This is a genomic window from Haloferax sp. Q22, assembly GCF_001482285.1.
Lineage (GTDB): Archaea > Halobacteriota > Halobacteria > Halobacteriales > Haloferacaceae > Haloferax.
This window is the reverse complement of record NZ_LOEP01000016.1, coordinates 85,788-110,083: the sequence shown is the minus strand read 5'-3', so window position 1 is coordinate 110,083 and position 24,296 is coordinate 85,788. Positions and strand designations below refer to the sequence as shown.

The 24,296-nt window shown below is 66.0% G+C and carries 31 protein-coding genes and 1 tRNA gene; 12 read left to right on the top strand and 20 right to left on the bottom strand.

The genetic code is table 11. From position 1 onward, the window contains the following. Window positions 1-13 precede the first annotated feature (13 nt). The 3 genes from hisE to AM590_RS05950 form a co-directional block, all read right to left on the bottom strand. A complete protein-coding gene (gene hisE / locus AM590_RS05960; RefSeq protein ID WP_058826675.1) occupies window positions 14-316 on the bottom strand; it encodes a phosphoribosyl-ATP diphosphatase in 303 nt (100 codons plus the stop codon). Between the two features lie 74 nt (window positions 317-390). Further along, the gene (gene pdxT / locus AM590_RS05955; RefSeq protein WP_058826674.1) at window positions 391-999 is read right to left on the bottom strand and encodes a pyridoxal 5'-phosphate synthase glutaminase subunit PdxT; all 609 of its coding nucleotides are present in this window, start codon (window positions 997-999) and stop codon (window positions 391-393) included. Between the two features lie 55 nt (window positions 1,000-1,054). Continuing rightward, window positions 1,055-1,219, bottom strand: a complete 165-nt coding sequence (locus tag AM590_RS05950; RefSeq protein ID WP_049904986.1) for a preprotein translocase subunit Sec61beta — start codon at window positions 1,217-1,219, stop codon at window positions 1,055-1,057. A gap of 206 nt (window positions 1,220-1,425) precedes the next feature. Between AM590_RS05950 and trxA the strand changes: the two genes are divergently transcribed. Next, complete coding sequence (gene trxA, locus AM590_RS05945; RefSeq protein WP_394295171.1) at window positions 1,426-1,707, top strand: thioredoxin; 282 nt, start codon at window positions 1,426-1,428, stop codon at window positions 1,705-1,707. A gap of 113 nt (window positions 1,708-1,820) precedes the next feature. Beyond that, complete coding sequence (locus AM590_RS05940; RefSeq protein WP_004044485.1) at window positions 1,821-1,967, top strand: 50S ribosomal protein L40e; 147 nt, start codon at window positions 1,821-1,823, stop codon at window positions 1,965-1,967. A 17-nt stretch (window positions 1,968-1,984) separates the two neighbouring features. On the opposite strand, the gene AM590_RS05935 is transcribed toward AM590_RS05940, so the two are convergent. Together AM590_RS05935 and AM590_RS05930 are read right to left on the bottom strand one after the other, a co-directional pair. Next, entirely contained in the window at window positions 1,985-2,365 is a 381-nt protein-coding gene (locus AM590_RS05935; RefSeq protein ID WP_058826673.1) for a hypothetical protein, read from the bottom strand. Between the two features lies 1 nt (window position 2,366). Continuing rightward, the gene (locus AM590_RS05930; protein ID WP_058826672.1) at window positions 2,367-2,993 is read right to left on the bottom strand and encodes an MBL fold metallo-hydrolase; all 627 of its coding nucleotides are present in this window, start codon (window positions 2,991-2,993) and stop codon (window positions 2,367-2,369) included. Window positions 2,994-3,124: 131 nt separating this feature from the next. Here AM590_RS05930 and AM590_RS05925 point away from each other — a divergent pair, with 131 nt between their 5' ends. The 3 genes from AM590_RS05925 to AM590_RS05915 are packed head-to-tail and all read left to right on the top strand — an operon-like array spanning window position 3,125 to window position 4,524. Then, window positions 3,125-3,295: a DUF5786 family protein gene (locus AM590_RS05925; protein ID WP_004044482.1), complete on the top strand. Its 171-nt coding sequence runs from the start codon at window positions 3,125-3,127 to the stop codon at window positions 3,293-3,295. Next, window positions 3,292-3,903, top strand: coding sequence for a DUF99 family protein (locus AM590_RS05920; protein ID WP_058826671.1), 612 nt, complete (start codon window positions 3,292-3,294; stop codon window positions 3,901-3,903). The genes AM590_RS05925 and AM590_RS05920 overlap by 4 nt, the downstream gene beginning before the upstream one ends. Before the next feature lie 24 nt (window positions 3,904-3,927). After that, complete coding sequence (locus AM590_RS05915) at window positions 3,928-4,524, top strand: uracil-DNA glycosylase family protein (protein WP_058826670.1); 597 nt, start codon at window positions 3,928-3,930, stop codon at window positions 4,522-4,524. A gap of 25 nt (window positions 4,525-4,549) precedes the next feature. On the opposite strand, the gene AM590_RS05910 is transcribed toward AM590_RS05915, so the two are convergent. From AM590_RS05910 to phnD, 4 genes are all read right to left on the bottom strand, one after another. Further along, window positions 4,550-5,335: a DUF6498-containing protein gene (locus tag AM590_RS05910; RefSeq protein ID WP_058826669.1), complete on the bottom strand. Its 786-nt coding sequence runs from the start codon at window positions 5,333-5,335 to the stop codon at window positions 4,550-4,552. 74 nt (window positions 5,336-5,409) lie between these two features. Continuing rightward, a complete protein-coding gene (gene phnE / locus AM590_RS05905) occupies window positions 5,410-6,414 on the bottom strand; it encodes a phosphonate ABC transporter, permease protein PhnE (protein WP_253245275.1) in 1,005 nt (334 codons plus the stop codon). Then, complete coding sequence (locus AM590_RS05900) at window positions 6,411-7,166, bottom strand: phosphonate ABC transporter ATP-binding protein (protein WP_058826668.1); 756 nt, start codon at window positions 7,164-7,166, stop codon at window positions 6,411-6,413. Before AM590_RS05900 ends, phnE begins: the two co-directional genes overlap by 4 nt. 85 nt (window positions 7,167-7,251) lie before the next feature. Continuing rightward, on the bottom strand, window positions 7,252-8,217 hold the full coding sequence (phnD, locus tag AM590_RS05895; RefSeq protein ID WP_058826667.1) for a phosphate/phosphite/phosphonate ABC transporter substrate-binding protein: 966 nt from the start codon (window positions 8,215-8,217) through the stop codon (window positions 7,252-7,254). Between the two features lie 208 nt (window positions 8,218-8,425). On the opposite strand from phnD, the gene hisH reads away from it, so the two are divergent. The 6 genes from hisH to AM590_RS05865 all read left to right on the top strand — a co-directional run bounded on the left by hisH (window position 8,426) and on the right by AM590_RS05865 (window position 14,465). Then, on the top strand, window positions 8,426-9,085 hold the full coding sequence (gene hisH / locus AM590_RS05890) for an imidazole glycerol phosphate synthase subunit HisH (RefSeq protein ID WP_058826666.1): 660 nt from the start codon (window positions 8,426-8,428) through the stop codon (window positions 9,083-9,085). Between the two features lie 54 nt (window positions 9,086-9,139). Then, the gene (gene pheA / locus AM590_RS05885; protein WP_004973442.1) at window positions 9,140-9,946 is read left to right on the top strand and encodes a prephenate dehydratase; all 807 of its coding nucleotides are present in this window, start codon (window positions 9,140-9,142) and stop codon (window positions 9,944-9,946) included. A 113-nt stretch (window positions 9,947-10,059) separates the two neighbouring features. Continuing rightward, complete coding sequence (hsp14, locus tag AM590_RS05880) at window positions 10,060-10,470, top strand: archaeal heat shock protein Hsp14 (RefSeq protein WP_058826665.1); 411 nt, start codon at window positions 10,060-10,062, stop codon at window positions 10,468-10,470. A gap of 116 nt (window positions 10,471-10,586) precedes the next feature. Then, window positions 10,587-11,030, top strand: a complete 444-nt coding sequence (gene hsp14 / locus AM590_RS05875; RefSeq protein ID WP_058826892.1) for an archaeal heat shock protein Hsp14 — start codon at window positions 10,587-10,589, stop codon at window positions 11,028-11,030. Between the two features lie 227 nt (window positions 11,031-11,257). Continuing rightward, window positions 11,258-14,134 (top strand): leucine--tRNA ligase, encoded by a 2,877-nt coding sequence (gene leuS / locus AM590_RS05870; RefSeq protein ID WP_058826664.1) that lies wholly within the window; start codon window positions 11,258-11,260, stop codon window positions 14,132-14,134. Window positions 14,135-14,246: 112 nt separating this feature from the next. Beyond that, window positions 14,247-14,465 carry a hypothetical protein gene (locus AM590_RS05865; protein ID WP_058826663.1) on the top strand — a complete coding sequence of 73 codons (219 nt, stop codon included), beginning with the start codon at window positions 14,247-14,249 and terminating at the stop codon, window positions 14,463-14,465. A gap of 60 nt (window positions 14,466-14,525) precedes the next feature. Here the strand turns inward: AM590_RS05865 and AM590_RS05860 are convergent, their stop codons facing one another. The 10 genes from AM590_RS05860 to AM590_RS05815 all read right to left on the bottom strand — a co-directional run bounded on the left by AM590_RS05860 (window position 14,526) and on the right by AM590_RS05815 (window position 22,208). Beyond that, complete coding sequence (locus tag AM590_RS05860; RefSeq protein ID WP_058826662.1) at window positions 14,526-15,521, bottom strand: ornithine cyclodeaminase family protein; 996 nt, start codon at window positions 15,519-15,521, stop codon at window positions 14,526-14,528. 306 nt (window positions 15,522-15,827) lie between these two features. Beyond that, window positions 15,828-17,471, bottom strand: a complete 1,644-nt coding sequence (gene thsB, locus AM590_RS05855; RefSeq protein ID WP_058826661.1) for a thermosome subunit beta — start codon at window positions 17,469-17,471, stop codon at window positions 15,828-15,830. 215 nt (window positions 17,472-17,686) lie between these two features. Beyond that, the gene (locus tag AM590_RS05850) at window positions 17,687-18,079 is read right to left on the bottom strand and encodes a hypothetical protein (protein WP_058826660.1); all 393 of its coding nucleotides are present in this window, start codon (window positions 18,077-18,079) and stop codon (window positions 17,687-17,689) included. A 54-nt stretch (window positions 18,080-18,133) separates the two neighbouring features. Next, window positions 18,134-18,316, bottom strand: coding sequence for a hypothetical protein (locus tag AM590_RS05845; RefSeq protein ID WP_058826659.1), 183 nt, complete (start codon window positions 18,314-18,316; stop codon window positions 18,134-18,136). Window positions 18,317-18,760: 444 nt separating this feature from the next. Next, a tRNA-Ser gene (locus AM590_RS05840) sits at window positions 18,761-18,841 on the bottom strand. A gap of 29 nt (window positions 18,842-18,870) precedes the next feature. After that, entirely contained in the window at window positions 18,871-19,077 is a 207-nt protein-coding gene (locus AM590_RS05835; RefSeq protein WP_058826658.1) for a hypothetical protein, read from the bottom strand. A gap of 1 nt (window position 19,078) precedes the next feature. Beyond that, window positions 19,079-19,465, bottom strand: a complete 387-nt coding sequence (locus AM590_RS05830) for a Rid family detoxifying hydrolase (protein WP_058826657.1) — start codon at window positions 19,463-19,465, stop codon at window positions 19,079-19,081. Between the two features lie 84 nt (window positions 19,466-19,549). After that, a complete protein-coding gene (locus tag AM590_RS05825; RefSeq protein ID WP_058826656.1) occupies window positions 19,550-19,756 on the bottom strand; it encodes a hypothetical protein in 207 nt (68 codons plus the stop codon). Window positions 19,757-19,795: 39 nt separating this feature from the next. Beyond that, window positions 19,796-20,794, bottom strand: coding sequence for a cytochrome d ubiquinol oxidase subunit II (locus AM590_RS05820; protein WP_058826655.1), 999 nt, complete (start codon window positions 20,792-20,794; stop codon window positions 19,796-19,798). Next, window positions 20,787-22,208, bottom strand: a complete 1,422-nt coding sequence (locus AM590_RS05815; protein ID WP_058826654.1) for a cytochrome ubiquinol oxidase subunit I — start codon at window positions 22,206-22,208, stop codon at window positions 20,787-20,789. The genes AM590_RS05820 and AM590_RS05815 overlap by 8 nt, the downstream gene beginning before the upstream one ends. Before the next feature lie 298 nt (window positions 22,209-22,506). On the opposite strand from AM590_RS05815, the gene AM590_RS05810 reads away from it, so the two are divergent. Then, window positions 22,507-22,713: a hypothetical protein gene (locus AM590_RS05810; protein ID WP_058826653.1), complete on the top strand. Its 207-nt coding sequence runs from the start codon at window positions 22,507-22,509 to the stop codon at window positions 22,711-22,713. Window positions 22,714-22,761: 48 nt separating this feature from the next. Here the strand turns inward: AM590_RS05810 and ilvA are convergent, their stop codons facing one another. Next, window positions 22,762-23,973 carry a threonine ammonia-lyase gene (gene ilvA / locus AM590_RS05805; protein ID WP_058826652.1) on the bottom strand — a complete coding sequence of 404 codons (1,212 nt, stop codon included), beginning with the start codon at window positions 23,971-23,973 and terminating at the stop codon, window positions 22,762-22,764. Window positions 23,974-24,296: the final 323 nt, after the last annotated feature.

Here is a 24,296-nt window from a genome sequence, read left to right as displayed (position 1 = left end):
CGGGAAGACGGTCTCAGAACCGTGCTTTCAGCTCTTCGCGCAGGTCGTCGAGCGAGGCGTCCTTCATCGACAGCAGGACAAGCAGGTGGTAGACGAGGTCGGCGCTCTCGTAGAGCAGTTCCTCGCGGTCGTCGTCCTTGGCCGCGAGGATGGTCTCTGTCATCTCCTCGCCGAGCTTTTCGAGGACGTAGTTCTCGCCTTTCTCGTGGGTGAAAAGCGTCGTCGTGTAGGAGTCTTCGGGGAGTTCCGCCTTGCGCGACTCGATGGTCCCAAAGAGTTCGTCTAAGACCTCCTCGGTCGGGGTGTCGGCGTCCATGGTCGCACGACGGGCGGGCGCGGAAAAAGACCCTCTGGTTCGGGCGGCCGCCACTCTGCCAGCTAGCCGGTCGCTCAGGCGTCGACTTCGACCGCCAGTTCGTCGAAGAACGCGAGGTCGTGGATGCGGCTATCGGGCGTCAGTTCGGGATGGAACGAGGTACCGACGACGGGGCCGTCGCGGACGGCGACCGGGTTGCCGTCCCACTCGGCGAGCACCTCCACGCCCTCGCCGACCTCGTCGATGAGGGGCGCGCGGATGAACACCGCGGGGAACGGCGAGTCGAGGCCGGCCACATCTAGCGGGGCCTCGAAGCTGTCGACCTGTCGGCCGAAGGCGTTGCGGTCGACCGTCACGTCGAGGAGGTCGAGCGTCGTCACGCGGTCGTCTTTGGCGTCGCGGGAGGCGACGATGAGGCCGGCGCAGGTGGCGAGGACGGGTTTGCCGGCGTCGACGTGGGCGCGAATCTCGTCGTCGATGCCCTCGCGTTCGAGGAGTCGAGAGATGGTCGTGGACTCGCCGCCCGGCATGAGTAACACGTCGCAGTCGGGGACGAGGCCGTCGCTTCGAATCTCAACGATTTCGGCGTCGACGCCGTGGGCCGCAGCGGCCCGCTCGACGGCGTCGGCGTGCTCGGACACGTCGCCCTGCACGGCGACGACGCCGGCGCGTAGCGTAGTCATGGAGGGGTCTCGGGAAGCCGCGGACAAAAAGCGTCCGTTCGGCGGTCGGCGCGGTTCAGAGCGCGAGCGCGTTCAGCACCAGAATACCGATGCCGAACAGCGCTCCCGTGGCGACGACGGTCTTGGGGTCGACTCGAATCGCGTTGCGGTCCTCCGCGTCGAAGTAGCGGACGAGGCCCGCGCTCGACATCAGACCGCCGCTGTTCTGGCCCTTGCTCATGTCCCACCGTCCGTGCGTCCGCCGCGTAAACGTTTCGGCTCGCGCTCGAAACGCGCCCCGGCGCGGGCCGAAAAAACGCGCTCATCGAACGAGCCCGCTCGCGGCCGTCTCGGGGACCGACGGGTCGGAACCCGTTTTGCATGACTGGAAGCACAACCGGAGAGCCGCGGGCCCATGAGTAATCCTTATGCGCGGGGGCAGGCAAGTTGCGTCGGGATACGATGACTGTTCGACTCTTGGACTTTTACGCGGACTGGTGCGGCCCTTGTAAGACGCAGGACCCGATTCTCGACGACCTCGAGGGCGACTACGAGAACGTCGAGTTCGTCAAGGTCGACGTCGACGAAGAACAGGACGTTGCCAACCAGTATCAGGTTCGCTCGCTCCCGACGCTCATCGTCGAGAACGACGACGGCATCGTCGACCGCTTCGTGGGCGTCACCCAGCGCGACGACATCGAATCGGCGCTGAGCCAGGCCGGCGCGTAGACGCGCCGCGGACCGCCGCGTTTTCCGACCCATCCGGACGACTGCCGAGGGCGCCGCGAGCGCCGGCGGTGTGTCTCGCAAGCGTTATACGACCGGCGGCGGGACTCGTAAGCATGGCTAGTGACGCTGCGACGAAGCGGACGCTCGAGAAGCAGATCTGCATGCGGTGCAACGCGCGTAACCCCCAGAAGGCCAAGCAGTGCCGCAAGTGCGGCTACAAGCACCTTCGACCCAAGTCGAAGGAACGCCGCGCCGCGTAAGCCCGCACGCTTCTCTCTCAGGCGTCTCGCCGATACAGCGCGAACAGTACCGCGAGCAGCGCTAGCTGGACGAGTTTGTCCACGATACCGCCGATACCGAAGATGTCCGGCCAGTTGAGCGCGACGTAGAGGACCACCTGTCCGGCGGTGAAGGGGATGCCGAGCAACACCACTCGCGGGCGGAGTCGCTCGTCGCCGCGCAGGATGCCGACGATGCCGGCCGCGAAGCCCGCCGCGGCCCCGATGAACGCGATGCCGAGCGGGTCGGCGAGGTTCGCGGCCAGCGCGCCCGCGCCGAGCACGAGGTGAATCACGCCGGTCACGGCCGCGAGACCGACGCCGACGTAGTGCAGTCGCGTCAGGCCGTCGCCCGCGCCCCGGGATGTGTCGGTCGCCATCTCAGGCCTCCGGGTACTTCGGCTCGCGGCGTTCCGCGCGTTCGATGGCGCGTTCGAGCGCGTCGCGGACGGTGTCGCCGCCGGCCTCGTTCTCGAAGGGGTCACCGTGCCCGGCGTACAGCGCCTTGACGGTCGAGGGCAAGCGGTCGAGGAGCGTGTGCAGGCTGCTGATGAGGCGCTCGCGGGACTGTCCCGGCATGTCGGTGCGGCCGAAACTGCCGTCGTCGAACGCGCCGTCGTTGTAGACGAACACGTCGCCGGAGAACAGCGACCGCCCGCTCACGAGCGAGACGTGGTCGTCGGCGTGGCCGGGCGTGTAGACGACTTCGAACGACTCGTCGCCCATCTCGACGTGGTCGCCGTCTTCGAGTTCGTGGGTCCGAAGCGGGTGGTCGGCGTAGGCGTACACGTCCGGGTCGAACCGCTCGACCACCGCGTCGAGTTCGCCCACGTGGTCGGAGTGCTGGTGAGTGACGACCACCGCGTCGAGGTCGTCGGTATGCTCGGCGACGACCGCCTCGACGCCCGGCATCGTCCCGGCGTCGACGAGGACGGTTCGCTCGCCGAGGACGAGGTAGGCGTTGCAGGTGAAGGTCTCGGCGTCGGCGGTGACTGGGATGACTTCCATACCTCCGCGTACGCGCCCGAACGGAAAAAGTCGGACGGGCGAGACGTTCCCCGCGACACCGCGACTCGCCCCCAAACGTCGAACTCGTGCGACAAATCCTTTTTGGGGCTCGGTCGTGTACGTATGAGTGTATGGGATTTGGGAGCTACGACGAGTCCGAACAAGGAGACCAGAACGTCGACTTCGACGAGGAAGACGGCGTCACGACGAGTGAGGAGAAACACGAGGGCGAAGTCGATTTCGAAATCGGCGCGTCCAACGACGAACTCCTCGACCGGCTCCAGGAGATTAAAGACGAGTGAAGTCGGGGTCTCGCGCCCTCGGGGTCGCGGAATCTTCCCCCGGGGCGGCGCGCGCACCCACAGACGACGCTGACGGCGCTCATTTTTCGACAGACACGTCTCCGGAGAGTGTCCTCTGCGGCGCGGTCGTCCGCGCCGACCGGGTCGTCGACGGCCTCGCCTTCGAGACGTGCACCGTCGGCGGCGACGACGCGACCGACGCCATCGCCTCGCTGTACGCCTCGCTCGACCGGGAAGACGTGCGCTACCTGCTCATCTCCGGCATCGCCCCGGCGTGGTTCAACCTCGTCGACATCGAACGCCTCGCCACGGACCTCGACCGCCCGGTGCTCTCGGTCTCCTTCGAGGAGAGCGAGGGACTCGAACCCGCGCTCTCGGCTCACTTCTCGGGCGCGGCGCTCGACCGGCGACTCGCCACGTATCGCGCGGCCCCGCCTCGCCGCCCCGTCGAGGTGAACGGCGAGTCGGTGTTCGTCCGGACCGCGGGCTGCGACGATGACGAGGCCGCGCGGGTCGTCCGCGGCTTTACCCCGACCGGCGGCCGGCCCGAGCCGATTCGCGTGGCCCGGATGGCGGCCCGCGCCGCGCGACGCTTCGCCGGGGATTAAGCCGTCCCCGTCCTCGAACCCCGTATGGAACACATGGAGGGCCTCTGCGTGACGGGCTGTGAGCGATGCCCCGAACTCGTCGACTCGCGGAGTCGCATCGTCAACGGGGTCGGCCCCGACGACGCCGACCTGCTCTTCCTCGGGGAAGCGCCGGGCGCGAAGGAAGACGAGGGCGGCGAGCCGTTCGTGGGTCGCTCCGGCTCCGTGCTGGACGACGCGCTCCGCGAGGCCGGCCTCGCCCGCGCCGACGTTCGCATCACCAACTGCGTGCGGTGCCGCCCGCCGGACAACCGCGACCCGACGAGCGACGAACTGTCGAACTGCCGGGGCTACCTCGCCCGCGAACTCGAACTCGTCGACCCCGAGCTAATCGTCACGCTCGGGAAGGTCCCCTCGCAACATCTACTCGACCGCGGCGTCGCCATCACGAGCGAGTCCGGGTCGGTCGTGGACGCCCGCGTCGGCGACGCCTCCTACCGCGTCCTCCTCTCGGTTCACCCCGCGGCGACGCTCTACGACCGGAGCCAGCGCGAGGGCTTCTTCGAGACCATCGCACGCGCCGCCGACCTCTCGGGACTCGCCGACTCCTCGGACGGACAGGCCAGCCTCGGCGACTTCTGAGCGCGGCGGGGGCGTCTCTCCGACCTCAGGCCGACGCGTCGCGGACCTCGATGCGCTCGCCAGTCGGCTCGTCCGCCCGCCTCGCCCGCTTTTTGGCTCGGGCGTGCTCTCTGAGATGCGCGCCCGCGTCGAGCGCGGTCTTGACGACGACCATGACGACGAGCGCCGCGGCGGGCGCGCCCGAGGAGGCGACGAGGAACGCGCCGAGGATGATGGTCAGGTGGAGGACGATGACCCGGCGGTAGGGCTCGGACATCTGTTTGCCGGGCGAGATGCTTCGGTACTCCCCGCGGCCGACGAAGTTGACGGCGAACGACCCGCCGTGGCTGAGAACCGTCGCGCCCGCGGCGAGGAGCACCGCGCCGAGCGGGACGCCGCCGACCGCGCCGGCCCCGACCGCGAAGGCGTCGAACGACCAGACGAACACGCCGTGGACGACCCAGAAAATCCCGTAGTGCATGGCGAAAAAGCCCGCGATGGGGACGTTCGACGGGTAGAGGTGAAAGCCGTCGCGGGGGTCGTCGGGCGGTGAGAGTTCCACCGGCCTCCCGTTAATGGTCGCCTTGATGTTCGACCCGCCGTCGCCGCGGCCGCTGGCGGCGAGAATCTTGGGGACGTTCAGGAGGCCGACGACGCCGCTTTCGAGCCAGTAGGCGACGAGCAGCGCCTTCAGACTCCAGTCGAACCAGACGACGCCGACGAGCGGGACGAGGTTCGCGGCCACGAGCGCGGCGAGGGCGACCCGCGAGGTGGCGCGACGCGACCCCGAGGCGGCGGACGGCGGCGACGAGACGGAACGCGACGACGACATAGGCTACGCTGTGAGACGCGACGGACCGATAAAAACCGTACCGCGGGAGCGACCGTCTCGGTCGGGCCGCTGGGTTACTCCCAGATGGAGCGGGCCATCCGCTGGGGGAACTCGATGATGAGTTTGAGGACGCTCATGCCCTCTTCTTCCTCGCCGCGGATGTACGAGCGCACGCGCTGGCTCACGAACTCGACGGAGACGACGAGCACGAAGATGACGAGGATGGTCGCCATCATGTTCGTGTACTTGAACAGGCTCCGCTGGGTCTGCAGGACGTAGCCGATACCGCCGCCGCCGATGAGTCCCATGGTGACGGCGATGCGCGTGTTGATTTCGAGGATGTACATCGTCCACGCGATGAAAGGCGTAAACACCTGCGAGAGCATCCCGAAGACGACCGTCTGCCGGCGGTTCGCGCCGGTCGATTCGATGGCCTCTATCGGGCCGTCTTCGACCTCTTCGAGCGCGTCGGTAAACAGGCGGCCGAGGTTGCCCATCGTGTCGGTCCCGATGGCGAGCGTCGCCGTGAACGGCGAGACACCGCCGAGCGGGATGTAGATGAGCGCCCAGACGAGCGCCGGGATGGCGCGGATGACGCTCATCGTGCCGCGGAAGATGAAGTTAAACGGGTACGGTGTCACGCGCTCGGAGCCGAGGACGCCGAGGAGGAGCGCGCCGGGGATGCCGAGGACGGTCCCGGCGAAGCCCATCGCCAGCGTGACGATGGCCGCGCCGAACAGGTCGCGCTCCTGAATGAACTGCCAGTAGGAGCCGAAGTCGACGAACGGGAGGCCGAACAGGGTCGTCCGCGGGAAGAAGTCCCCGAGCGCCTCCTGGAACTCCGGCCAGTAGTAGAGGATTTCGGCGACCGAGAAGCCGACCTCCGAGAGCGCCTCGAAGAAGAAGAAGCCGAAGACGACCGAGATGGCGAACGCCATCCCCCACTTGATTCGCTTCGTGAGGGTAATGTCTCGGAGCGCGCGGTCGAGCGACCCGGACTGGGTTTCGGCACCACCGTCGGTTCGGGCGTCTCCAGTTCCAGTTCGCGGGCTGTCGTCCGGGGCCGCGTCGCCGCTCATGCGCTCACCTCGGTCCCTTCGCGGATGTCCGCGGTCTGGACGTCGCCGTAGATGCGGTCGATGACATCGACGGTCAGGTCCTCGCGGTAGCCGTCGAAGACGAGTTCGCCGTCGCGGAGCGCGAGGAACCGCTCGCCGAACTCGCGGGCGAGGTTCACCTGGTGGAGGCTCGCGAGCGTCGAGAGGTCGCGCTCCGCGGCCGCGCTCCGGATGTAGCCCATCACCGTCTCGGCGCTGGCGGGGTCGAGGCTGGCGACGGGTTCGTCGGCCAAAAGCAGGCTCGGCCCCTGCACGAGCGCACGGGCGATGCCGACGCGCTGTTGCTGCCCGCCGCTCATGCTTCGGGTCCGCTGGCTCGCCTGGTCGAGCAGACCGACGGTCTCCAGCGCGCGGAGCGCCTCGAACTTGTCCTCCTCGGAGTGCCAGCCGACGAGACTCCGGAGGAACGAGGTGCGGTTGAGCGCGCCGGTCAGCGCGTTGCCGTAGGCGCTGAGTTGGCCCAGCACGTAGTGTTGCTGGAAAATCATGGCCACGTCGTCTCGCGGGCCTTTGACCGGCTCGCCGTCGATTCGAATCTCGCCGGACGTTGGTTTCGTCAGGCCGTTCAGACAGCGAAGGAGCGTGGACTTCCCCGCCCCCGACTGCCCGAGGAGGACGGCGAACTCGCCGTCCTCGATGGTGAAAGAGACGTCGTCCAACGCCCGGACGTCGCCGAACGCTTTCGTGAGGTTACGTACTTCGATGGTACTCATGGTGTGTGGGCGGACTTCCCGCGTCTACGGTTCGTGGGCGCGGCACCGCCAAAATGATACTGCAATGGAATTATTTGTGAGCCGATTACTGTCCGAGGGAGATTCCGAGCGTGTCGATGACGTTCTGAATCGGCTGGTAGTCCTCGACGGTACCCGGTTCGACGCCGGTGAACCAGAGCTGTTGGTCGTCGCCGAGGTCCTCGTTGATGAGGTCGTCCTGCGTGACGCTCGTGAGCGCGTCCGTCATCGACGACTTCAGGTCCGATTCCAGTTCGGAGCGCACGATTATCGGTGCGCGGGGGATGGGGTCAGAGACCGCGAGCAGTTGGAGTTCGGGCTCCGCGGTCCCGAGGTCGCCGTCGTTCTCGGCGGAGGTGTCGAGGAACTCCTGGGGGAACTGGTCTTCCGGGACGTGTGGCGCGGTCGAGAACGCGCCCGTGCCGGCGGCGACGACCTCGTCGCGGTTGACGAGCGTCTCGCGGGCGGTCGCGTGGTCGGACCACTGACCCGTGAAGTCGACGGGCTCGCCGTCGGGGGCGTTGCCCGTGTCAAGACCGGCCTGGTTCAGCATGAAAAGCGGGAACAGCGACCCGCTCGTCGAGAGGCGGTCGGCGAACGCGATGGTCTCGCCTTCGAGGTCGGTGAGTTCCTCGATACCGCTGTCCGGCGTCGTTGTCATAATCGAGAAGTACTTCGCGGCGCCGTAGGCAACGCGGATGCCCATGACCTCGGTGACGCCCTCGTTGCCGCCCTGGATGGCGATGGTCGGCGACGAGTCGGCGAGGTCGGCCTGCCCGGACTTGAACGCCTGGTACACCGCGGCGTAGTCCGCGGCGACCGACGACTCGACGGTCACGTCCGTCTCGGACTCGAGGTATTCGAACAGCGGCTGATACTGCTGTTGAATGTCGACGTCCGATTCGGACGGCGTGAGGAGGAAGTTGACCGAATCCGACCCACCCGTGACGCTACCGATACACCCGCTCAACCCCGAAACGCCGAGCGCGCCGAGCGCACCGGTCTTCTTGAGGAAACTCCGTCGGGAAGACATGTGATTCGTCAGAACACTCAGACACACTGAGGTTAAATCTTCCTATTCTTTCTCCGTATAGGTACATAGATATAAAGTCATATTGCGTACTCTGTGAGTAAACATAGAACAGTCGGGCGATTTTGTGATACCGCAGCTGTCCCGTGGTCATCGGGCGACCGTCGCCGCGACGGAAACTCACTTGCCTCCCGGTCTCGCACGTGTACGCATGAGCACGACACAGTCGCCCGAAGAGACCCTCGCCGACGTGGTGATGGTTGACTACGGGCTCGGAAATCTTCGGAGTGCCATGCGCGGGCTTGAACGCGCGGGGGCGAACGTCGTCGTCTCCGACGACCCGGCCGACTTCGACGACGCCGACGGCATCGTCCTCCCCGGCGTCGGCGCGTTCTCCGAGGGCATGGAGAACGCCGGCCCGTTCCGCGAACCGCTCGCCGAGGCCGCCGCCGACGGGACGCCCATCTTCGGTATCTGTCTCGGGATGCAGATGCTGCTTACCTCCTCCGAGGAGGCCGACCACGCGGGCGAGGGCGAGGTCGAAGGTCTCGACTTCATCCCCGGCCGCAACGTCCGCTTCGACGAGGGACAGAAGGTCCCGCACATGGGCTGGAACGAACTCAACGTCCAACGCGACCACCCGCTCGTCGAGGGCGTCGACGGCGAGTACGCCTACTTCGTCCACTCGTACTACGCCGACCCCGACGACGAGGACGCGGTCGTCGCCTCGACCGACTACGGCGTGGAGTTCCCCGCGGTCGTCGCCAACGAAGAAGGAACTGTCTTCGGCACGCAGTTCCACCCCGAGAAGTCCGGCGAGACCGGGCTGACCATCCTCCGCAACTTCGTCGAGTTCTGCGCGGAGCGATAGGCCGAATCTGCCTGCCCCGACGGTCTTTTGTCGCCGCTTCGTGAAGAGGAGTCCATGCAGGCAGTCACGCTCGGCCCGGCGGGCACGTACTCCCATCGCGCCGCCCGCGCGGTCGCCGACGACGTCGCCTTCCGAGAATCGGTCACCTCTATCGTCCAAGCGGTCGCCGACGGGTCGTTCGAGCGCGGCGTCGTACCCATCGAAAACAGCATCGAAGGGAGCGTCACCGAGAGCCTCGACGCCGTGGCGAACTCGGACGTGAGCGTCGTCCAGGAAATCGTCACGCCCATCCGCCACGCGCTGTTGGCCCAGAGCGCGAACTTCGACGTCGTCGCCAGCCACTCGCAGGCGCTCGCGCAGTGCCGGTCGTACCTCGAAGAGAACTACCCCGACGCGAAGCTCGAAGCCGTCGCCAGCACGGCCCGCGGCGTCGAACGCGCCCGCGCGGACCCGTCGGTCGCGGGCATCGGCCACCCCGACAACGTGGGTGACGACCTCGAAATCATCGCCGAGGACATCCAAGACCAGTCGTCGAACGCGACGCGGTTCCTCGTCATCGCGCCCGAGTCCGCCCGCTCGGACGCCGGCGGCAAGAGTTCGCTCGTCGTCTATCCCAACGCCAACTACCCCGGACTCCTCTTGGAACTGCTCGAAGCGTTCGCCGAACGCGACATCAACCTCTCGCGCATCGAATCGCGCCCGAGCGGGAACCGCCTCGGCGACTACCTGTTCCACATCGACGCCGACGCCGGCCTCTACGAAGAGCGGATGCAGGAGGCGCTCGAAGAGGTCGAGGGCATCGCCCGCAACGGATGGGTTCGCGTCCTCGGGTCGTACGACACGCGGCACGTGCTGTACTGACGCGATTCCGACGCCGAGACGCCCACCCGCGTCCCATCACACCACCTCGGGCGCTCTCAAAATGTGAGTACGGGCACATCTTTCTTTGTCGTCGGCGACGTATCCAAGCCCGTATGCAACGAAACCCGTTCGACGAGATAGAAGACCTGTTCGACCGGATGGGCCGGTCGTTCGAGGAGTCCGGTATCGGTCGGTTCCAAGACATCTCCCTCGATGTCGTCGATGCCGACGAGGCAATCGAGGTCGTCGCCGACCTCCCCGGCTTCCAGAAGGACGACCTCGACGTGAGCGTCAGCGGGCGGCGACTCACCATCGCGGCCGACCACGAGGAGTCGTCCGAGGTCGACGACGACCAGTACGTCCGCCGCGAGCGGAGCCAGCGGTCCGTCTCCCGGACGATTACGCTCCCCACCGAGGTCGTCCGTGACGAGGTGACGGCCTCGTACCGAAACGGCGTCCTGACCGTGACGCTCCCGAAGGCCGAACCCGCGGGCGACGACTCGACGCAAATCGACATCGAGTGAGGCGGCTTATCTTTTGAATGTGGATGTTTCGAAGGCTGTAGCGTGCGAACTGTTATCTGCGTTCCAGCAACGATTATCTCCTCAGACGGCGTCCATATGCCTCGGTGAAAACACACATGATGCGACGTACCAACCCCTTCGACGACTTCGAGGAACTGTTCGAGCGAATGTCCCGCCAGTTCGACGAGATGGGACGACAGTTCGACCGGTCGGGCATGATGGCGCAGGTCCGCCACGAGATGGCAATCGACGTCACCGACCACGACGGCGAAATCGTCGTCACGGTCGACCTTCCGGGCTACGAGAAGGAGGACATCTCCCTATCGGTCGCTAACCGCACGCTGACGGTTGAGGCGACGCGCGAACTCGACGAGGAACGCGCCGACGGCGAGTACCTCCGCCGCGAGCGCCGCCACGAGTCCGCCCGCCGCACGATTCGCCTCCCCGAGGCGGTCGACGAGGACGGCGCGTCCGCCAGCTACCACAACGGCGTCCTGACGGTCACCCTCCCCAAGCGCGACGTCGAACCCGACGACTCCCGCCGCATCGACATCGACTGAGCGGTCGTCGTCGCTCGCACGCGTCTCTGCTCGCCGCCCGCGATGGTCCCCTCGTGGTGGATGTTCCCCGTTTCTGGGTATTCTCGGATTCCGTTTCTTTCTCCCCGTTTCGCGTCTCGAATTTCCGGTCTGTCCCGTGCCACGGAGTGGCAATATCTGCCGCAATCAGACAGCCGCGCAAGTCGAGTATAGGAGTTATTTTAGGCCGGGGTACCACTACCACGGATATGGACTACGACCCGCAGGAACTCGAAGCGCGTTGGCGGGAGCGCTGGTCCGAGTCCGGCCGATACGAGGCCGACCCGGACGCAGACGCCGACGACGCGACGTTCGTGACGGTGCCCTATCCGTACCCCAGCGGCGGGATGCACATCGGGCACGCGCGGACGTACACCGTTCCCGACGTGTACGCTCGCTACCGACGACAGCAGGGCGACAACGTCCTGTTTCCCATCGCGTGGCACGTCACCGGAACCCCCATCATCGGCGCGGTGGAGCGCCTGAAAAACCGCGAGGAGAAACAGCTCTCGGTTCTGACCGACACCTACAACGTCCCCGAGGACACGCTTTCGGACCTCGAATCGCCCATGGGATGGGCGCGGTACTTCATCGAGGAACACTACAAAAAGGGGATGCAGTCGCTGGGTCTGTCGGTGGACTGGCGGCGCGAGTTCACCACGAACAACGAGCGCTACTCGAAGTTCGTCGAGTGGCAGTACCGGACGCTCCGCGAGCGCGGGCGACTGGAGAAGGGCCTCCACCCCGTCAAGTTCTGTACGAACGAGGAACAGCCGGTCACGACTCACGACCTGCTCGAAGGCGAGAACGCGGAGTTCCAGGAGTACACGCTGGTTCGCTTCGGCTGGGAGCGAGACGGCGGCGACGTGGTCGTCCCGATGGCGACCCTGCGCCCCGAGACGGTCCACGGCGTGACCAACGCCTACATCGACCCCGAGGCGACCTACGTGGTCGCCGAAGTCGACGGCGAGACGTGGTTCGTCTCCGAGTACGCGGCCGACAAACTCGAATATCAAGCCCGCGACGTGGAGATTCTCGAAACCGTCGAGGGTGCCGAACTCGTCGGCCAGACGGTCGAAAACCCCGTCACCGGCGACGACGTGCTCGTCCTGCCGGCCGACTTCGTCGACGCCGACAACGCGACGGGCGTCGTCATGTCCGTCCCGGCCCACAGCCCCGACGACTACGTGGCGCTGCAGGAGGCCAAGGCCGACACCGACTACCTCGAATCGTTCGGCATCGACCCCGCCGACGTGGCCGCCATCGAGCCGATTCCGATTCTCGACATCGACTCCGATGACGACACGTACGGCGAGATTCCCGCGAAGTCGGCCGTCGAGAACCGAGGCATCGAGTCCTCCGACGACCCCGCGCTCGAAAAGGCGACGAAAGACCTCTACAACAAGGAGTTCCACGCGGGTCGCCTCAAGGAGTTCTACGGTGACTACGCCGGCGGCCTCGTCGAAGAGGTCCGCGACGAGTTCAAGGCCGACGGCATCGAGGCCGGTCAGTTCGACGTGATGCAGGAGTTCTCCGAGGAGGTCGTCTGCCGCTGCGGTGGCGACGTCGTCGTCGCCGAACAGGACACGTGGTTCCTCTCGTACGACGACGAGGACTGGAAGCAACTCGCCCACGACGTGGCCGACGGGCTGGACGCCATCCCCGAGAACACCCGCGACGAGTACCACCACACTATCGACTGGCTCAACGGGTGGCCGTGTATCCGCAACTACGGCCTCGGCACCCGCCTGCCGTGGGACGACCAGTTCGTCATCGAGCCCCTCTCGGACTCGACCATCTACATGGCGTACTACACCATCGCCCACCGCCTGCAGGAGATTCCGACCGAGGAACTCACGCAGGACTTCTTCGACGCGCTGTTCTACGGCCCCGAGGCCGTAGAGGACGCCCCGGAGAAGGCCCTCGACCTCCGCGAGGAGTGGGACTACTGGTACCCCGTCGACTACCGGTTCTCTGGAAACGACCTCATCACGAACCACCTGACGTTCTACCAGTTCCACCACGGCGAACTGTTCGACGAGCCGCAGTGGCCGCAGGGCATCGTCATCATGGGCATGGGCCTGCTCGAAGGTCAGAAGATGTCGTCGTCGAAGGGTCACGTCGTCCTCCCCGGCGAGGCCATCGGCGAGTACGGCGCGGACACCGTCCGCTTCTTCCTGCTCAACTCCGCCGAACCGTGGCAGGACTACGACTGGCGCGACGACCTCGTCGGCTCGGTCCACGACCAACTGGAACGCTTCTGGAACCGCGCACAGGAGATTATCGCCGATCCCGGTCCGGACGAACGGCCCGAACTGGAGACGGTCGACCGCTGGCTCCTGTCGAAGCTGCAGGACACCGTCCGCGACGTGACGACCGCGATGGACGAGTCCGAGACGCGCTCGGCCAGTCAGGCGGCGTTCTACAACTTCGAGGAGTCGCTGCGGTGGTACCGCCGCCGGACCGACCTCGACCGCCCCGCGGCGAAGTGGACGCTCCGGACGGTCCTCGAAACGCGCCTGCGCCTGCTCGCGCCGTTCATCCCGTTCATGACGAACGAGCTGCACGAGCAGTTGACCGGCACGCCCGCCGAGGACGCGCCGTGGCCAGAACCGGACGCCGAGTTCGAAGACGAGTCGGTCGAACTCGAAGAGCGACAGGTCGAGCGCCTGACCGAGGACGTGCGCGACATCATCGACGTGACTGACTCCAACCCCGACACCATCCGGGTCTACGTCGCCGCCGACTGGAAGCGCGACGTGTTCGAGACGGTCGTCGAAAACGGCGACAACGTCGGCGCAATCATGGGACAGGTCATGCAGGATCCCGACCTGCGCGAGAAGGGCAACGACGTGAACGACCTCGTGCAGGACCTCGTCGAGCAGACTCGCGGGCGCGACGAGTCGACGCTCCGCGCGCAACTCGAACTGGACGAGGCCGGCACCTACGAGCGCGCCGCCGACTTCCTCGCCCGCGAGTTCGACGCCGAGGTCGAGGTGTTCGCCGAGGACGACCCCGACATCGTCGACCCCGCCGACCGCGCCTCGAAGGCGATTCCGTTCCGCCCCGCGGTCCACCTCGAATAGTCGGGCGCGCCGCGCGTTCCGCGACCGAACCCACTTTCGGCCGAACGCGACGCTCGGAGCGGCGCGTCCGGTCGGCGTTCGACTTATCGTCTCGTCGAACTAACACTACCGCATGAGCGAAGACGACTCGCTGAGCCTCGCACAGAAGGCCTACCACACCGTCACGCCGGGGTCCCGAATGCGCCCCGACAGCGAGATGGACTCCATCGGGTGGACGATGCTTCTCATACTCATCGTCCTGTTGGTACCGTTCTTGCCCTTCATCGCCATCGTCTACGTGCTCTCGAAGGTGTTCGGCTACCTCAACGCGCAGCGTGGCCCGAACCCGTAGCTCGGGGCGTCGGACCGCAAAAGAGAAAGATGAATGCCAGCGGCGTCGCGTCGGGCGACCTTACTCGGCGAGACCGAGGAGGTCGAACGCGTAGCCGTTGTCGTTTTCGAACGCGTGTTCGTAGGCGACGTGGGCCGCTGCGACGTCCTGAATCGCCAGTCCCGTGGAGTCGAAGACGCTGATGCCGTCGGCGTCGGTGCGGCCGTCGAGGTTCCCGAGGACGATGTCGCCGATTGCGCCGTGGATGTCGTCGTCGGTGAGGACGCCCTGATTGTACGGGACGTTGATTTCGCCGGAGTGGGTGGTCTGGGCGTGGTCGTCGATGACGAGTTTGGCGTCCAAGAGCACCTCGTCGGCGAGTTCGTGCTTGCCCTCGGCGTCGGCACCCATCGCGTTGATGTGGGTGTGGTCGCCGACCGCGTCGCGCGGGACGATGGGCGACTCGACGGGGGTTACGGTCGACAGCACGTCACAGCTGGCGGCCTCCTCGATGGAGCCTGCGCGGATGTCGAACTGGTCTTCGAAGGCGTCGATGAAGTCGGCGACGCGCTCCTCGTCGAGGTCGGAGATGACGACTTCCTCGATGTCGCGGACCTCGCTGATGGCGCGAAGCTGCGTGTACGACTGGACGCCCGCGCCGATGATACCCATCGAAGAGGCGTCCTCCACGGCGAGGTAGTCGGTGGCGACAGCCGCGGCCGCGCCGGTGCGGAGCATCGTGAGTTCCGTCCCGTCGAGGAGCGCCAGCGGGAAGGCGTTCTCGGGGTCGGAGTAGATCATCGTGCCCATGACGGTGGGCAGGTCGTATTTGTCGCCGTTGTCGGGGTGGACGTTGACCCACTTGATGCCCGCGGCGTCCCAGTCGCCCGCGTCGAGGTAGGCGGGCATCGACCGGAAGTCGCCGTTGTACTGCGGCAGGTCGATGTAGGACTTCGGCGGCATCTGGGCGTCGCCGGACTCGTAGGCGGCGAAGGCGTCCTCGATGGCCGAGATGAGCTCCGGCATCTGGACGTTCTCGTGAACGTCGTCCTTGTTCAACAGCAGCGTCTTGCGCATGGAGACACGTTGCCGTACCTGCTACTTAGTTCGTTCCATTTCTGAACACAACTGCAAGTGTGTCTTAGAAAGTGAGAGAATTATCCAACTATTATGGAGTCGGTGACTCAACGTGGCCGGCTCTCGGTCGATTGTCGGGCCAGTCGCAATCGACGGTCTCCGACTGCCGCTGTATCGTGTGCCGTCGTTTTGAGGGTGTAGCTGCGGCTACTCGGCCATTCGACTGCCGTCTTCTGCCTAAAATGAAATGGTCTGTCGCGCGGTGCAGGCGTCGGGGGATGGGTGAGTGAAGTCGTTAGCCGATCTTCACATCGCGCCGCCCATACCGCCCATGCCGCCCATGCCACCCATGCCGCCGGGTGCGCCGCCCTCTTCGTCGTCATCGCCGCCGGTGGAGAGGTCACCGGCCGCGATGATGTCGTCTATCTTGAGGACGAGGTTGGCGGCTTCGGAGGCGGAGGCGACGGCCTGCTCTTTCGCGTGGGCCGTCTCGACGACGCCAGCCTCGAACGCGTCTTCGACCTCGCCGGTGAAGACGTTCAGACCGGCGCGGACCTGACCTTCTTCGTGGGCCGCGCGGAGGTCGACGAGCGTGTCGATGGAGTCGAGACCGGCGTTCTCGGCGAGCACGCGCGGGACGAGTTCGAGCGCGTCGGCGAACGCCTCGACGGCGAGCTGCTCGCGCCCGGAGACGGAGTCGGCGTAGTTGCGGAGGCGCGAGGCGAGTTCAACCTCGATAGCGCCGCCGCCGGCGAGCACGCGACCGTCGGCAACCGTGGACGCAACAACGTCGAGAGCGTCCTGGACGCCGCGTTCGAGTTCGTCGACGACGTGGTCGGTGGAGCCGCGGAGCAGGAGCGTGACGCCGTGGACGTCGTCGCCGATGCCCTCGACGTAGAACAGCTCGTCGGCCTCGTCGCGGCGGATGGAGGCGCGACCGAGGTCTGCGGCCTCGATGGAGTCGAGGTCGGAGACGACCGCCGCACCGGTGATGTTCTTGAGGAAGCGGATGTCGGACTTCTTCGTCCGGCGGACCGCGAGGATGCCCTGCTTTGCGAGGTAGTGCTGGGCGAGGTCGTCGATGCCCTTCTGGCAGAAGACCACGTCAGCGCCGGAGTCGACGATCTGGTCGACCTTCGCCTTCAGCTGGGCCTCCTCCTGGTCGAGGAACTTCTGGAGCTGGTCGGGGCTCTCGATGGAGACGTTCGTATCGATGTCGGTCTCCTCGACCTCGACGGGCTCGTTGAGCAGCAGCACGTCGGCCTCGTCGAACTGGACCGGCATGTCGTCGTGGACGGGGTCCTTGTCGATGACGGCACCGGTGAGGAGCTCGGACTCGGACGCGGAGCGACCGGTCTGCGTCTCGATGGAGATGTTCTCGAGGTCGACGACGTGGGAGCCATCGTTGGCTTCGACGGTGACCTGCCGGACGGCACGGACGATGAGGTCCGCGAGCAGCTCCTTGTTGAGCTCGGAGCTCTTGCCCGTCATGGAGGTCTCGGCGACCTTCTTCAGGAGTTCCTCGTCGTCGGGGTCGACGCGCTCTGCGATGTTGTCGATCTCCTCGCGCGCCTTCTCGGAGGCGAGGTTGAAGCCGCGGATGATGGCCGTCGGGTGGATGTCCTGTTCGAGGAGGTCCTCGGCGTTCTTGAGGAGTTCACCCGCGATGGCGACCGCCGTCGTCGTTCCGTCGCCGGCTTCGTCCTCCTGCGTCTCGGCGACTTCGACGATCATCTCGGCCGTCGGGTTGTCGATGTCCATCTCCTTGAGGATGGTGACGCCGTCGTTCGTGATGGTGACGTCGCCCATCGAGTCGACGAGCATCTTGTCCATCCCCTTCGGGCCGAGTGTGGAACGTACCGCCTCGGCGACTGCTCGTGCGGCGCGGATGTTGTACGCCTGCGCGTCGCGGTCCTTGACGCGCTGTGCATCCTCGCCCATGATGATCATCGGCTGACCCTGCTGCATTCGCTGGCTCATAGACAGGCCTTGATTGTTTGTGATTCTATAAAAAAGCTTCGCCGACGAATCGAGCACTGAACTCCGTGCGTTTGCCGCGTTATCCCGGTAAACGCGCGACAGATGCGTCCTATCGGGTGTTCGAGGATTTGCTGTGGTACGTCATTTCACACCACAATTCTGTCCCGGCCGAGCCTCTTTATACGCTACTCTTCGACCGGCTCTTTCCAGTGGACCGTCACCGTTCCGACGGCGAACGCGTCGTCGCCGTCGTCGTCGCGAACGACTCGGATGGTGTTCGAGCCCTCGACGAGGCTCGCGCCGGTCACGGTGTCGACCCAGTACTGCCAGCCGTCGCCCGGCGGGATGTCGAACCCCGAAAGCGAGTCGCCGTTGATTCGAATCTCGTGGCCGTACTCGCCCACGTCGAACGCCTGGATACCGAGGTACGGCTCTCGCGGGTCGTCGGTCGGGACGTCGAACTCGAACGTCGCCGTCTCGTCTCCGGCGTCGTCCGCCCAGTCGAGGTCGAGCGCCTCTCCTTCGGGGTGGAGGTGCGACCCGATAAACACGGTCGCGTAGTTCGCACGGTGTTGCACGCTCACACGTTCTGTTGCGCCCGATAAAAATTCGCGTGGTTGGCGGTCGCGCCGTCAGTCGTCGTCGGGGAGTTCGTCCGCGATGAACTCGCCGTCGGTCTCGTCTCTCGCGGCGTCGAGCGGGGGCTCGTCGTCGTCTTCGTCTAACACCGATAACTCTCGTTCGTACAGCCGCTCGGTGAGCTGGGTCCGCTTGTTGAGGCCCTTCTTCTCGCGGCCGGTCTTGGTGTCAGGCATTGTCAATCGTGGTATCGTATCCCATGGGGATGAATGTTTTGTCCGAACAGTTGATACGGTCGCTTCTGTGGCGCTGCCGTAGGTTGGGTCTGTGGTGGTGCCTCGGGTCGCGTCGAACTGGGGGTGCCCTGCCAGTTTCGACGTAAGTGGTCCTTGGCGAGCGGGGCGATAGACTCCGGCGACGGTTCCCGCCGTCCGGCGATTGAGGGAGAAGCTATGTGTACCTGGCACGAAGGCAAGTGATTCGAGTCGGTGTGCTCGGTTCGGGTCGGGGTCGCAGATGTGGCTTTTCAGAGAAGCGCCAGGAGAGGGATTTGAACCTCAGTCGCTCCGCTCACTCTGTTCGCTTCGCTCTCTGGTTCAAATCCAACTGAGGCGTTCTTCCGAACTCGCAGTCCGCAGCGCGACGAGACGCGCTGCTACGTGGGTTGAGTTCGGAAGAAGCGCCAGGAGAGGGATTTGAACCCCCGATCCCAGAGGGAACACGCTTTCCAGGCGTGCGCCTTACCGCTCGGCCATCCTGGCTTACAACGCAACGTTCCCGCCTGGATAATTTAAGCCCTTCCTTTCCGTTCGAGTCGCGGTTCGATGACGTATGTCACGGACCCGACGGCGACGCCGGACGCGACCGCCACCGCGGCGACCGCCCCGAACGACGCGTCGATGCCGAGTCCGAGGAGGACCGCGCCCTGCGCGAGGACGCCCACGAGGAGGAGGCTCGCTGCGCCCCACGCGAGCGCGGACCGGACGCGGCGGACCACGTTACTCCTCGTCGACGACGGCGACGGCCTCGATTTCGACGCCGACGCCCTTCGGCAGGTTGCCGACCTCGACCGCCGAGCGTGCCGGCGGCTCCTCGTCGAAGTAGGTCGCGTACGTCTCGTTCATCTCCTCGAAGTCGTCGATGTCGGCGAGGAACACCGTCGTCTTCAGCACGTCGGTCGCGTCCGCGCCGGCCTCCGCGAGGATGGCCATCACGTTGTCGAGCGACTGCGTCGTCTGCGTCGCGATGTCCTCGTCGTCGAGGAGTTCGCCGTCCGGCGTCAGCGGAATCTGCCCCGCCGTGTAGAGCAGCGAGCCGTTGGTCGTCGCCTGACTGTACGCACCGACCGCGGCCGGCGCTTCGTCGGTTTCGATGACGCGCTTCATACGCGGTGGATTTCGCCACGACGTGATAAAATAGGGTGGAACGACCGGGTCCGCGGCGGAACCTCCCCGCCGTGGTCCGTCGGGTTACACCGACTTCCCGGAGAGGCTGATGCCGGTCGTGAGGACGCCCGAGGCGAACAACAGCCCCATCCCGAGCGCGGTGACCACGTCGCCGTCTCGGAGCGCGAACCCCGCGACGGCGACGCTGACGACGACCAGTCCGAGGCCGAGGAGGGTCAGCGGTTTGGTGAGCGATTCGGCGGTGGGTTTGGTGTTGGGGAGCGTAGCCATGGTTGGATTGGTTGTGGGGGAAGGGTCGATTGCAGTCGGTCAGGAGTACGATTCTCCGGTTTCGATGGGGCCGCTGAACGTCGTGTAGAGGATGCCGAAGTAGGTAAACACGAGCGGCAGGAGGAGCGCCGACGCGACGCTCATGATGTTCAGCGGGAGCACGGAGATGATGGCGTCCGCGACGGTCAGCCCGGTCGCGGGGTCGGCCAGGGGGAACATGAGCGTCGCCACGAGCGCGACGAACGCGAACACGAGGACCGGCACGGTCCCAAACGCGAGCGTGTAGCGCCCGTCGCGGAGCGCGAGCAGGTAGCCCGCGGCGGCGGCGAGGCTGACGACGACGAGCGCCAGCGGAATCGGCGCGAGGACGCCGAGGTCGGGGCGGACGGCGACGAGGTAGCCGAGCGTGACGACGACGAGCGCGAGGTAGGCCGCTATCGCCCGCGGACCGTAGTCGGCAACGTCGCGCTGGAGGCTCCCGCGGGTCTTCATGGCGAGGAAACCGACGCCGGCGACGACGGTGAGCGCGACGACGGCGAGGCCGACGACGACGCCGGGAAGCGACAGGAGCGACTCGACGCCGAGGAGCCAGTGGGCGGCGAACACGCCGAGGAAGAAGGGCGCGCTCACGCTGCCGACGACGAACGCTCGCCCCCACCACGTCTGCCACGCCTCGTCGTGGCGCTGTTCGTACATCTCGGGGGCGAGCCCGCGGAGGATGAGCGCCCCGAGGATGGCGAACATGAGCAGGTAGTGGCGGCTGAAGAGGTTCGCGTACACCGCCGGGAACGCGGCGAACAGCGCGCCGCCGAAGACGACGAGCCACACCTCGTTGCCGTCCCAGAAGGGGCCGATGGCGGCCAAAAGCGTCTCGCGTTCCTCGTCGTCGTCGCGGGTCGCGAAGACGGCCCCGACGCCGAAGTCGAAGCCGTCGAGGAACAGGAACATCCCGAGGATGAAGAAGACGAGCCCGAACCACAACTCCTGCAGCGGCAGGCCGAAAAGCGGGTCCGTGGCGAACGCGCCGTAGTCAGTCATCGCCGGTCACCTCCGCGGGGGAGGCGGCCTCGCCCGCCGCCGTCTCGTCGACGCTCGGCGGACCCTCGCGGATGATGCGGCGAATCACGTAGGTGTAAAGCGCGAGCAGGCCGGTGTACACGACGGCGAAGCCGGCGAGCGTGAGCGTCGCTTCGAAGCCGGTGAGCCCCGGCGAGACGCCCTCGCTCGTCCTGAGGACGCCTTGGATGACCCACGGCTGTCGGCCCACCTCGGTGACTATCCAGCCGACTTCGACGGCGAAGATGCCGAGGAGCGACGACCCGACGAACGCCTTGTGCAACAGGTCGTCGTCGTACAGGTCGTCGGTCCACCAGCGATAGGCCGCCCAGAAGGCCAACAGGATGAACCAGAAGCCGGCGGCGACCATGAGCCGGAACGACCAGAAGACGATGGCGACCGGCGGGGCCTCCGTGTCGAACTCGTTCAGGCCGGTGATTTCGGCTTGGGGGTCACCCCCGCTCGCCAGCCACGACGCCCCGCCGGGAATCCCGATGCCGAGCAGTTCCTTGGCGCGCGGGTCGGTGATGTGTTCGAGGCTCGTCGGGATGGCGAAGATGTACTCCGGGACGTAGCTGTCGGTCTCCCAGACGGCCTCCATGGCGGCGAACTTCTGCGGCTGGGTCTCGTAGACGTGCCGGCCGTAGGCGTCGCCGTGGATCGCCTGAAACGGCGCGGTCACGAGCAGGACGACGAGCGCGATTTTGAGCGTCTTCCGCCAGAAGCGCGCGTCCTCGCGCTCGTCGTCGGCGTCGATGCCGCGCTGCCAGACGTGGTACGCCGCGACACCGGCCATGAACAGCGCGACCGACAACACCGCGGCGTTCTGCATGTGGACGAACATCCACGGGAACCGCGGGTTGGCGTACGCCGCGATTGGGTCGACGAGCGAGACGACGAGTTGGCCGCCCTCGCGCGCGAGTTCGTACCCCCGGGGCGTCTGCATCCACGAGTTAGCGACGAGAATCCACACCGCCGAGAGCCACGTCCCGAGGCCGACGGCGACGGCCGAAACCATGTAGAGCGCGTCGGAGACCTTCTCGCGGCCGAAGACGAACACCCCGAGGAACGTCGCTTCGAGCATGAACGCCATCATCCCCTCGGTCGCCAGCGGGCCGCCGAACAGCTCGCCGGCCGCCGTCGAGAACGCCGCGAAGTTCGTCCCGAACTCGAATTCGAGGACGATGCCGGTCACGGTGCCGACGACGAACGAGACGGCGAAAATCTTCGTCCAGAACCGCCTGAGCTGTTCGTACACGGGGTCGTCGGTGCGGATGTCTTTCCACGTGAAGTAGATGAGGAAGGGCGCGAGGCCCATGCTCATCACGGGGAAGATGATGTGGACGATGGTCGTGAGCGCGAACTGCAGCCGACTGGCGATGACTGGGTCGAGCATGGTTTGGTGGGGAGCGCCGACGACGGGGCGAACCAGGGAGCGAGGGGCGGGGACTTCCCTGTTAAAGGCCTTCGTATTGGGGGAGGGTCAATCCCCGCATGCTTCCCACGAACTGAAAACCATCGTAGGTGGTGTCTCTCGCCCGAATTCGACATAATCGTCCGGGTAAAAAGGCGAGCGTTCGTCGGGGACAGAAACGCGCTCACACTCCCGAAACGCGCCCGTCTCGGACGAACTCCGGCCGCCGACGCGCCGACCCGACCGACGGGCATATGCCGGAACAGTTCGGACTTAGCACATGAACCTCCTGTGGCAGGTCGGCTCCGTCGGGGTCGTGGCGCTCGGCGTCGCGTACCTCGTCTTCCCGGCGCGAATCCACGCGTTCGGGTTCGAGTTCCTCCGCCACACGTCTTCCGACGGGTCCGAGGGGTCCGCCCCGCCCGTCTGGCTCTACCGAGGCATCGGCACGCTCCTCGTGTTTATGGGCCTCACGCGACTCGCCTGACCCCCCGGCTTCCAACGCGGGACTCGAAGCCCGCCTCCGGCCACGCGGTCAGTCGAGGACTTCCACGTCGTAGCCCGCGTCGCGGAGCTCCCCGAGGAGCGAATCGACGTGGTCGGGCCCGCGCATTTCGAGGTCGATTTCGACTTCCGTCGCGTTCAGCGCGATTTTCCGAGAGGTGCGGTCGTGCCTGATGGCGTAGATGTTCGCCTTCTCCGCGGCGATGATCTCGATGAGCTGTTCGAGCGAGCCGGGGCGGTCTTTCAGTTCGGTCCGAATCTTGAGGTACCGGCCCGTCTCGACGAGTCCGCGCATCACGACAGTCGTCAGCGTGTTCATGTCGATGTTGCCGCCGCACAGCGCGGGGACGACGACCTCGCCCTCCTCGTAGTCGAACTTCTGGAAGACCAGCGCCGCGAGCGCGACGGCCCCCGCGCCCTCGACCAGCGTCTTCGAGCGTTCGAGCAGGTAGGTAAGCGCCACCGCGATTTCCTCGTCGGAGACGGTGACGACCTCGTCGACGCGCTCGCGGATGACTTCGAAGGGCTTGTCGCCGATTCTGCGGACGGCGATGCCGTCGGCGATGGTGTCCACCTCGTCGATGGTCTGAATCGACCCTTTGTTCAGCGAGTCCGCGGCGCTGGAGGCCTGTTCCGCCTGCACGCCGATGACGCGGGCGTCGGGGAACTGTTCCTTGATGGCCGTCGAGATACCGGAGATGAGTCCGCCGCCGCCGATGGGGACGACCACGGTGTCGAGGTCCGGGCAGTCATCCGCGATTTCGAGGCCGATGGTCCCCTGCCCGGCCATGACGTACTCGTCGTCGAAAGCGTGGACGTAGGTCCGCCCCTCCTCCGCTTCGATTTCGTGGGCTTTGGTCTGCGCCTCGTCGTAGTCGTTGCCGTAGAGCACCACGTCGCCGCCGTAGCGCTCGGTCGCTTTCACCTTCGAAATCGGCGCGTACTCCGGCATGACGATTTTCGCGTTCACACCCGCCCGCGACGCCGCGAGCGCGACGCCCTGCGCGTGGTTGCCGGCGCTCGCGGTCACGACGCCCGCGTCTCGCTCCTCGTCGGAGAGCGTGGTGATGCGGTTCGTCGCTCCGCGAATCTTGAACGACCCCGTGCGCTGGGAGTTCTCCAGTTTCAGGTACACCTCTGCACCCGTCATCTCCGAGAAGGTGTGCGAGTACTCCAGCGGTGTCCATCGGGCGACCGCTTCGACGCGCTCGCGGGCGGCGCGTACGTCGTCAAGCGTGAGCATGGTCAGAAATCACCCGTGTCTGTGTTTAATCGTTCGGGAACTCGTCCGTATCAGGGCCGTGATGTCAACCCTCATGGTCGTCGGTTGAAAACTCGGATTCGCCTCCGTCAACGCGCGCCGTCGCCGTCGCTCGCCGGTCGGGAAGGGGGAAAGGGGGAATGCACGCGTGTGACGTGCAACTGTCTTTCTGGTCCCCGTGCATATAAACGTCCCCCACCCGGAGTGAAAGTGAAAGCGCACGACAGCGGCGACCCATCGCTCGCGTATGACACTCGTCATTCGCGCGTCGCATCGAGAGTGCCCGACGGGACCGCCGCTTCCGA

What these genes read in the sequence shown, in the direction of transcription:
- AM590_RS05950 (WP_049904986.1), bottom strand. Translation starts at nt 1,219, where the DNA reads ATGAGCAAGGGCCAGAACAGCGGCGGTCTGATGTCGAGCGCGGGCCTC.
- leuS (WP_058826664.1), top strand. Translation starts at nt 11,258, where the DNA reads ATGGACTACGACCCGCAGGAACTCGAAGCGCGTTGGCGGGAGCGCTGG.
- AM590_RS05810 (WP_058826653.1), top strand. Translation starts at nt 22,507, where the DNA reads ATGAACCTCCTGTGGCAGGTCGGCTCCGTCGGGGTCGTGGCGCTCGGC.
- AM590_RS05830 (WP_058826657.1), bottom strand. Translation starts at nt 19,465, where the DNA reads ATGAAGCGCGTCATCGAAACCGACGAAGCGCCGGCCGCGGTCGGTGCG.
- AM590_RS05860 (WP_058826662.1), bottom strand. Translation starts at nt 15,521, where the DNA reads ATGCGCAAGACGCTGCTGTTGAACAAGGACGACGTTCACGAGAACGTC.
- AM590_RS05915 (WP_058826670.1), top strand. Translation starts at nt 3,928, where the DNA reads ATGGAACACATGGAGGGCCTCTGCGTGACGGGCTGTGAGCGATGCCCC.
- AM590_RS05940 (WP_004044485.1), top strand. Translation starts at nt 1,821, where the DNA reads ATGGCTAGTGACGCTGCGACGAAGCGGACGCTCGAGAAGCAGATCTGC.
- AM590_RS05910 (WP_058826669.1), bottom strand. Translation starts at nt 5,335, where the DNA reads ATGTCGTCGTCGCGTTCCGTCTCGTCGCCGCCGTCCGCCGCCTCGGGG.
- hisE (WP_058826675.1), bottom strand. Translation starts at nt 316, where the DNA reads ATGGACGCCGACACCCCGACCGAGGAGGTCTTAGACGAACTCTTTGGG.
- AM590_RS05820 (WP_058826655.1), bottom strand. Translation starts at nt 20,794, where the DNA reads ATGACTGACTACGGCGCGTTCGCCACGGACCCGCTTTTCGGCCTGCCG.
- AM590_RS05900 (WP_058826668.1), bottom strand. Translation starts at nt 7,166, where the DNA reads ATGAGTACCATCGAAGTACGTAACCTCACGAAAGCGTTCGGCGACGTC.
- phnE (WP_253245275.1), bottom strand. Translation starts at nt 6,414, where the DNA reads ATGAGCGGCGACGCGGCCCCGGACGACAGCCCGCGAACTGGAACTGGA.
- ilvA (WP_058826652.1), bottom strand. Translation starts at nt 23,973, where the DNA reads ATGCTCACGCTTGACGACGTACGCGCCGCCCGCGAGCGCGTCGAAGCG.
- AM590_RS05845 (WP_058826659.1), bottom strand. Translation starts at nt 18,316, where the DNA reads ATGCCTGACACCAAGACCGGCCGCGAGAAGAAGGGCCTCAACAAGCGG.
- hisH (WP_058826666.1), top strand. Translation starts at nt 8,426, where the DNA reads ATGAGCACGACACAGTCGCCCGAAGAGACCCTCGCCGACGTGGTGATG.
- pdxT (WP_058826674.1), bottom strand. Translation starts at nt 999, where the DNA reads ATGACTACGCTACGCGCCGGCGTCGTCGCCGTGCAGGGCGACGTGTCC.
- AM590_RS05865 (WP_058826663.1), top strand. Translation starts at nt 14,247, where the DNA reads ATGAGCGAAGACGACTCGCTGAGCCTCGCACAGAAGGCCTACCACACC.
- AM590_RS05930 (WP_058826672.1), bottom strand. Translation starts at nt 2,993, where the DNA reads ATGGAAGTCATCCCAGTCACCGCCGACGCCGAGACCTTCACCTGCAAC.
- AM590_RS05825 (WP_058826656.1), bottom strand. Translation starts at nt 19,756, where the DNA reads ATGGCTACGCTCCCCAACACCAAACCCACCGCCGAATCGCTCACCAAA.
- hsp14 (WP_058826892.1), top strand. Translation starts at nt 10,587, where the DNA reads ATGATGCGACGTACCAACCCCTTCGACGACTTCGAGGAACTGTTCGAG.
- phnD (WP_058826667.1), bottom strand. Translation starts at nt 8,217, where the DNA reads ATGTCTTCCCGACGGAGTTTCCTCAAGAAGACCGGTGCGCTCGGCGCG.
- pheA (WP_004973442.1), top strand. Translation starts at nt 9,140, where the DNA reads ATGCAGGCAGTCACGCTCGGCCCGGCGGGCACGTACTCCCATCGCGCC.
- AM590_RS05815 (WP_058826654.1), bottom strand. Translation starts at nt 22,208, where the DNA reads ATGCTCGACCCAGTCATCGCCAGTCGGCTGCAGTTCGCGCTCACGACC.
- AM590_RS05925 (WP_004044482.1), top strand. Translation starts at nt 3,125, where the DNA reads ATGGGATTTGGGAGCTACGACGAGTCCGAACAAGGAGACCAGAACGTC.
- thsB (WP_058826661.1), bottom strand. Translation starts at nt 17,471, where the DNA reads ATGATCATCATGGGCGAGGATGCACAGCGCGTCAAGGACCGCGACGCG.
- hsp14 (WP_058826665.1), top strand. Translation starts at nt 10,060, where the DNA reads ATGCAACGAAACCCGTTCGACGAGATAGAAGACCTGTTCGACCGGATG.
- AM590_RS05935 (WP_058826673.1), bottom strand. Translation starts at nt 2,365, where the DNA reads ATGGCGACCGACACATCCCGGGGCGCGGGCGACGGCCTGACGCGACTG.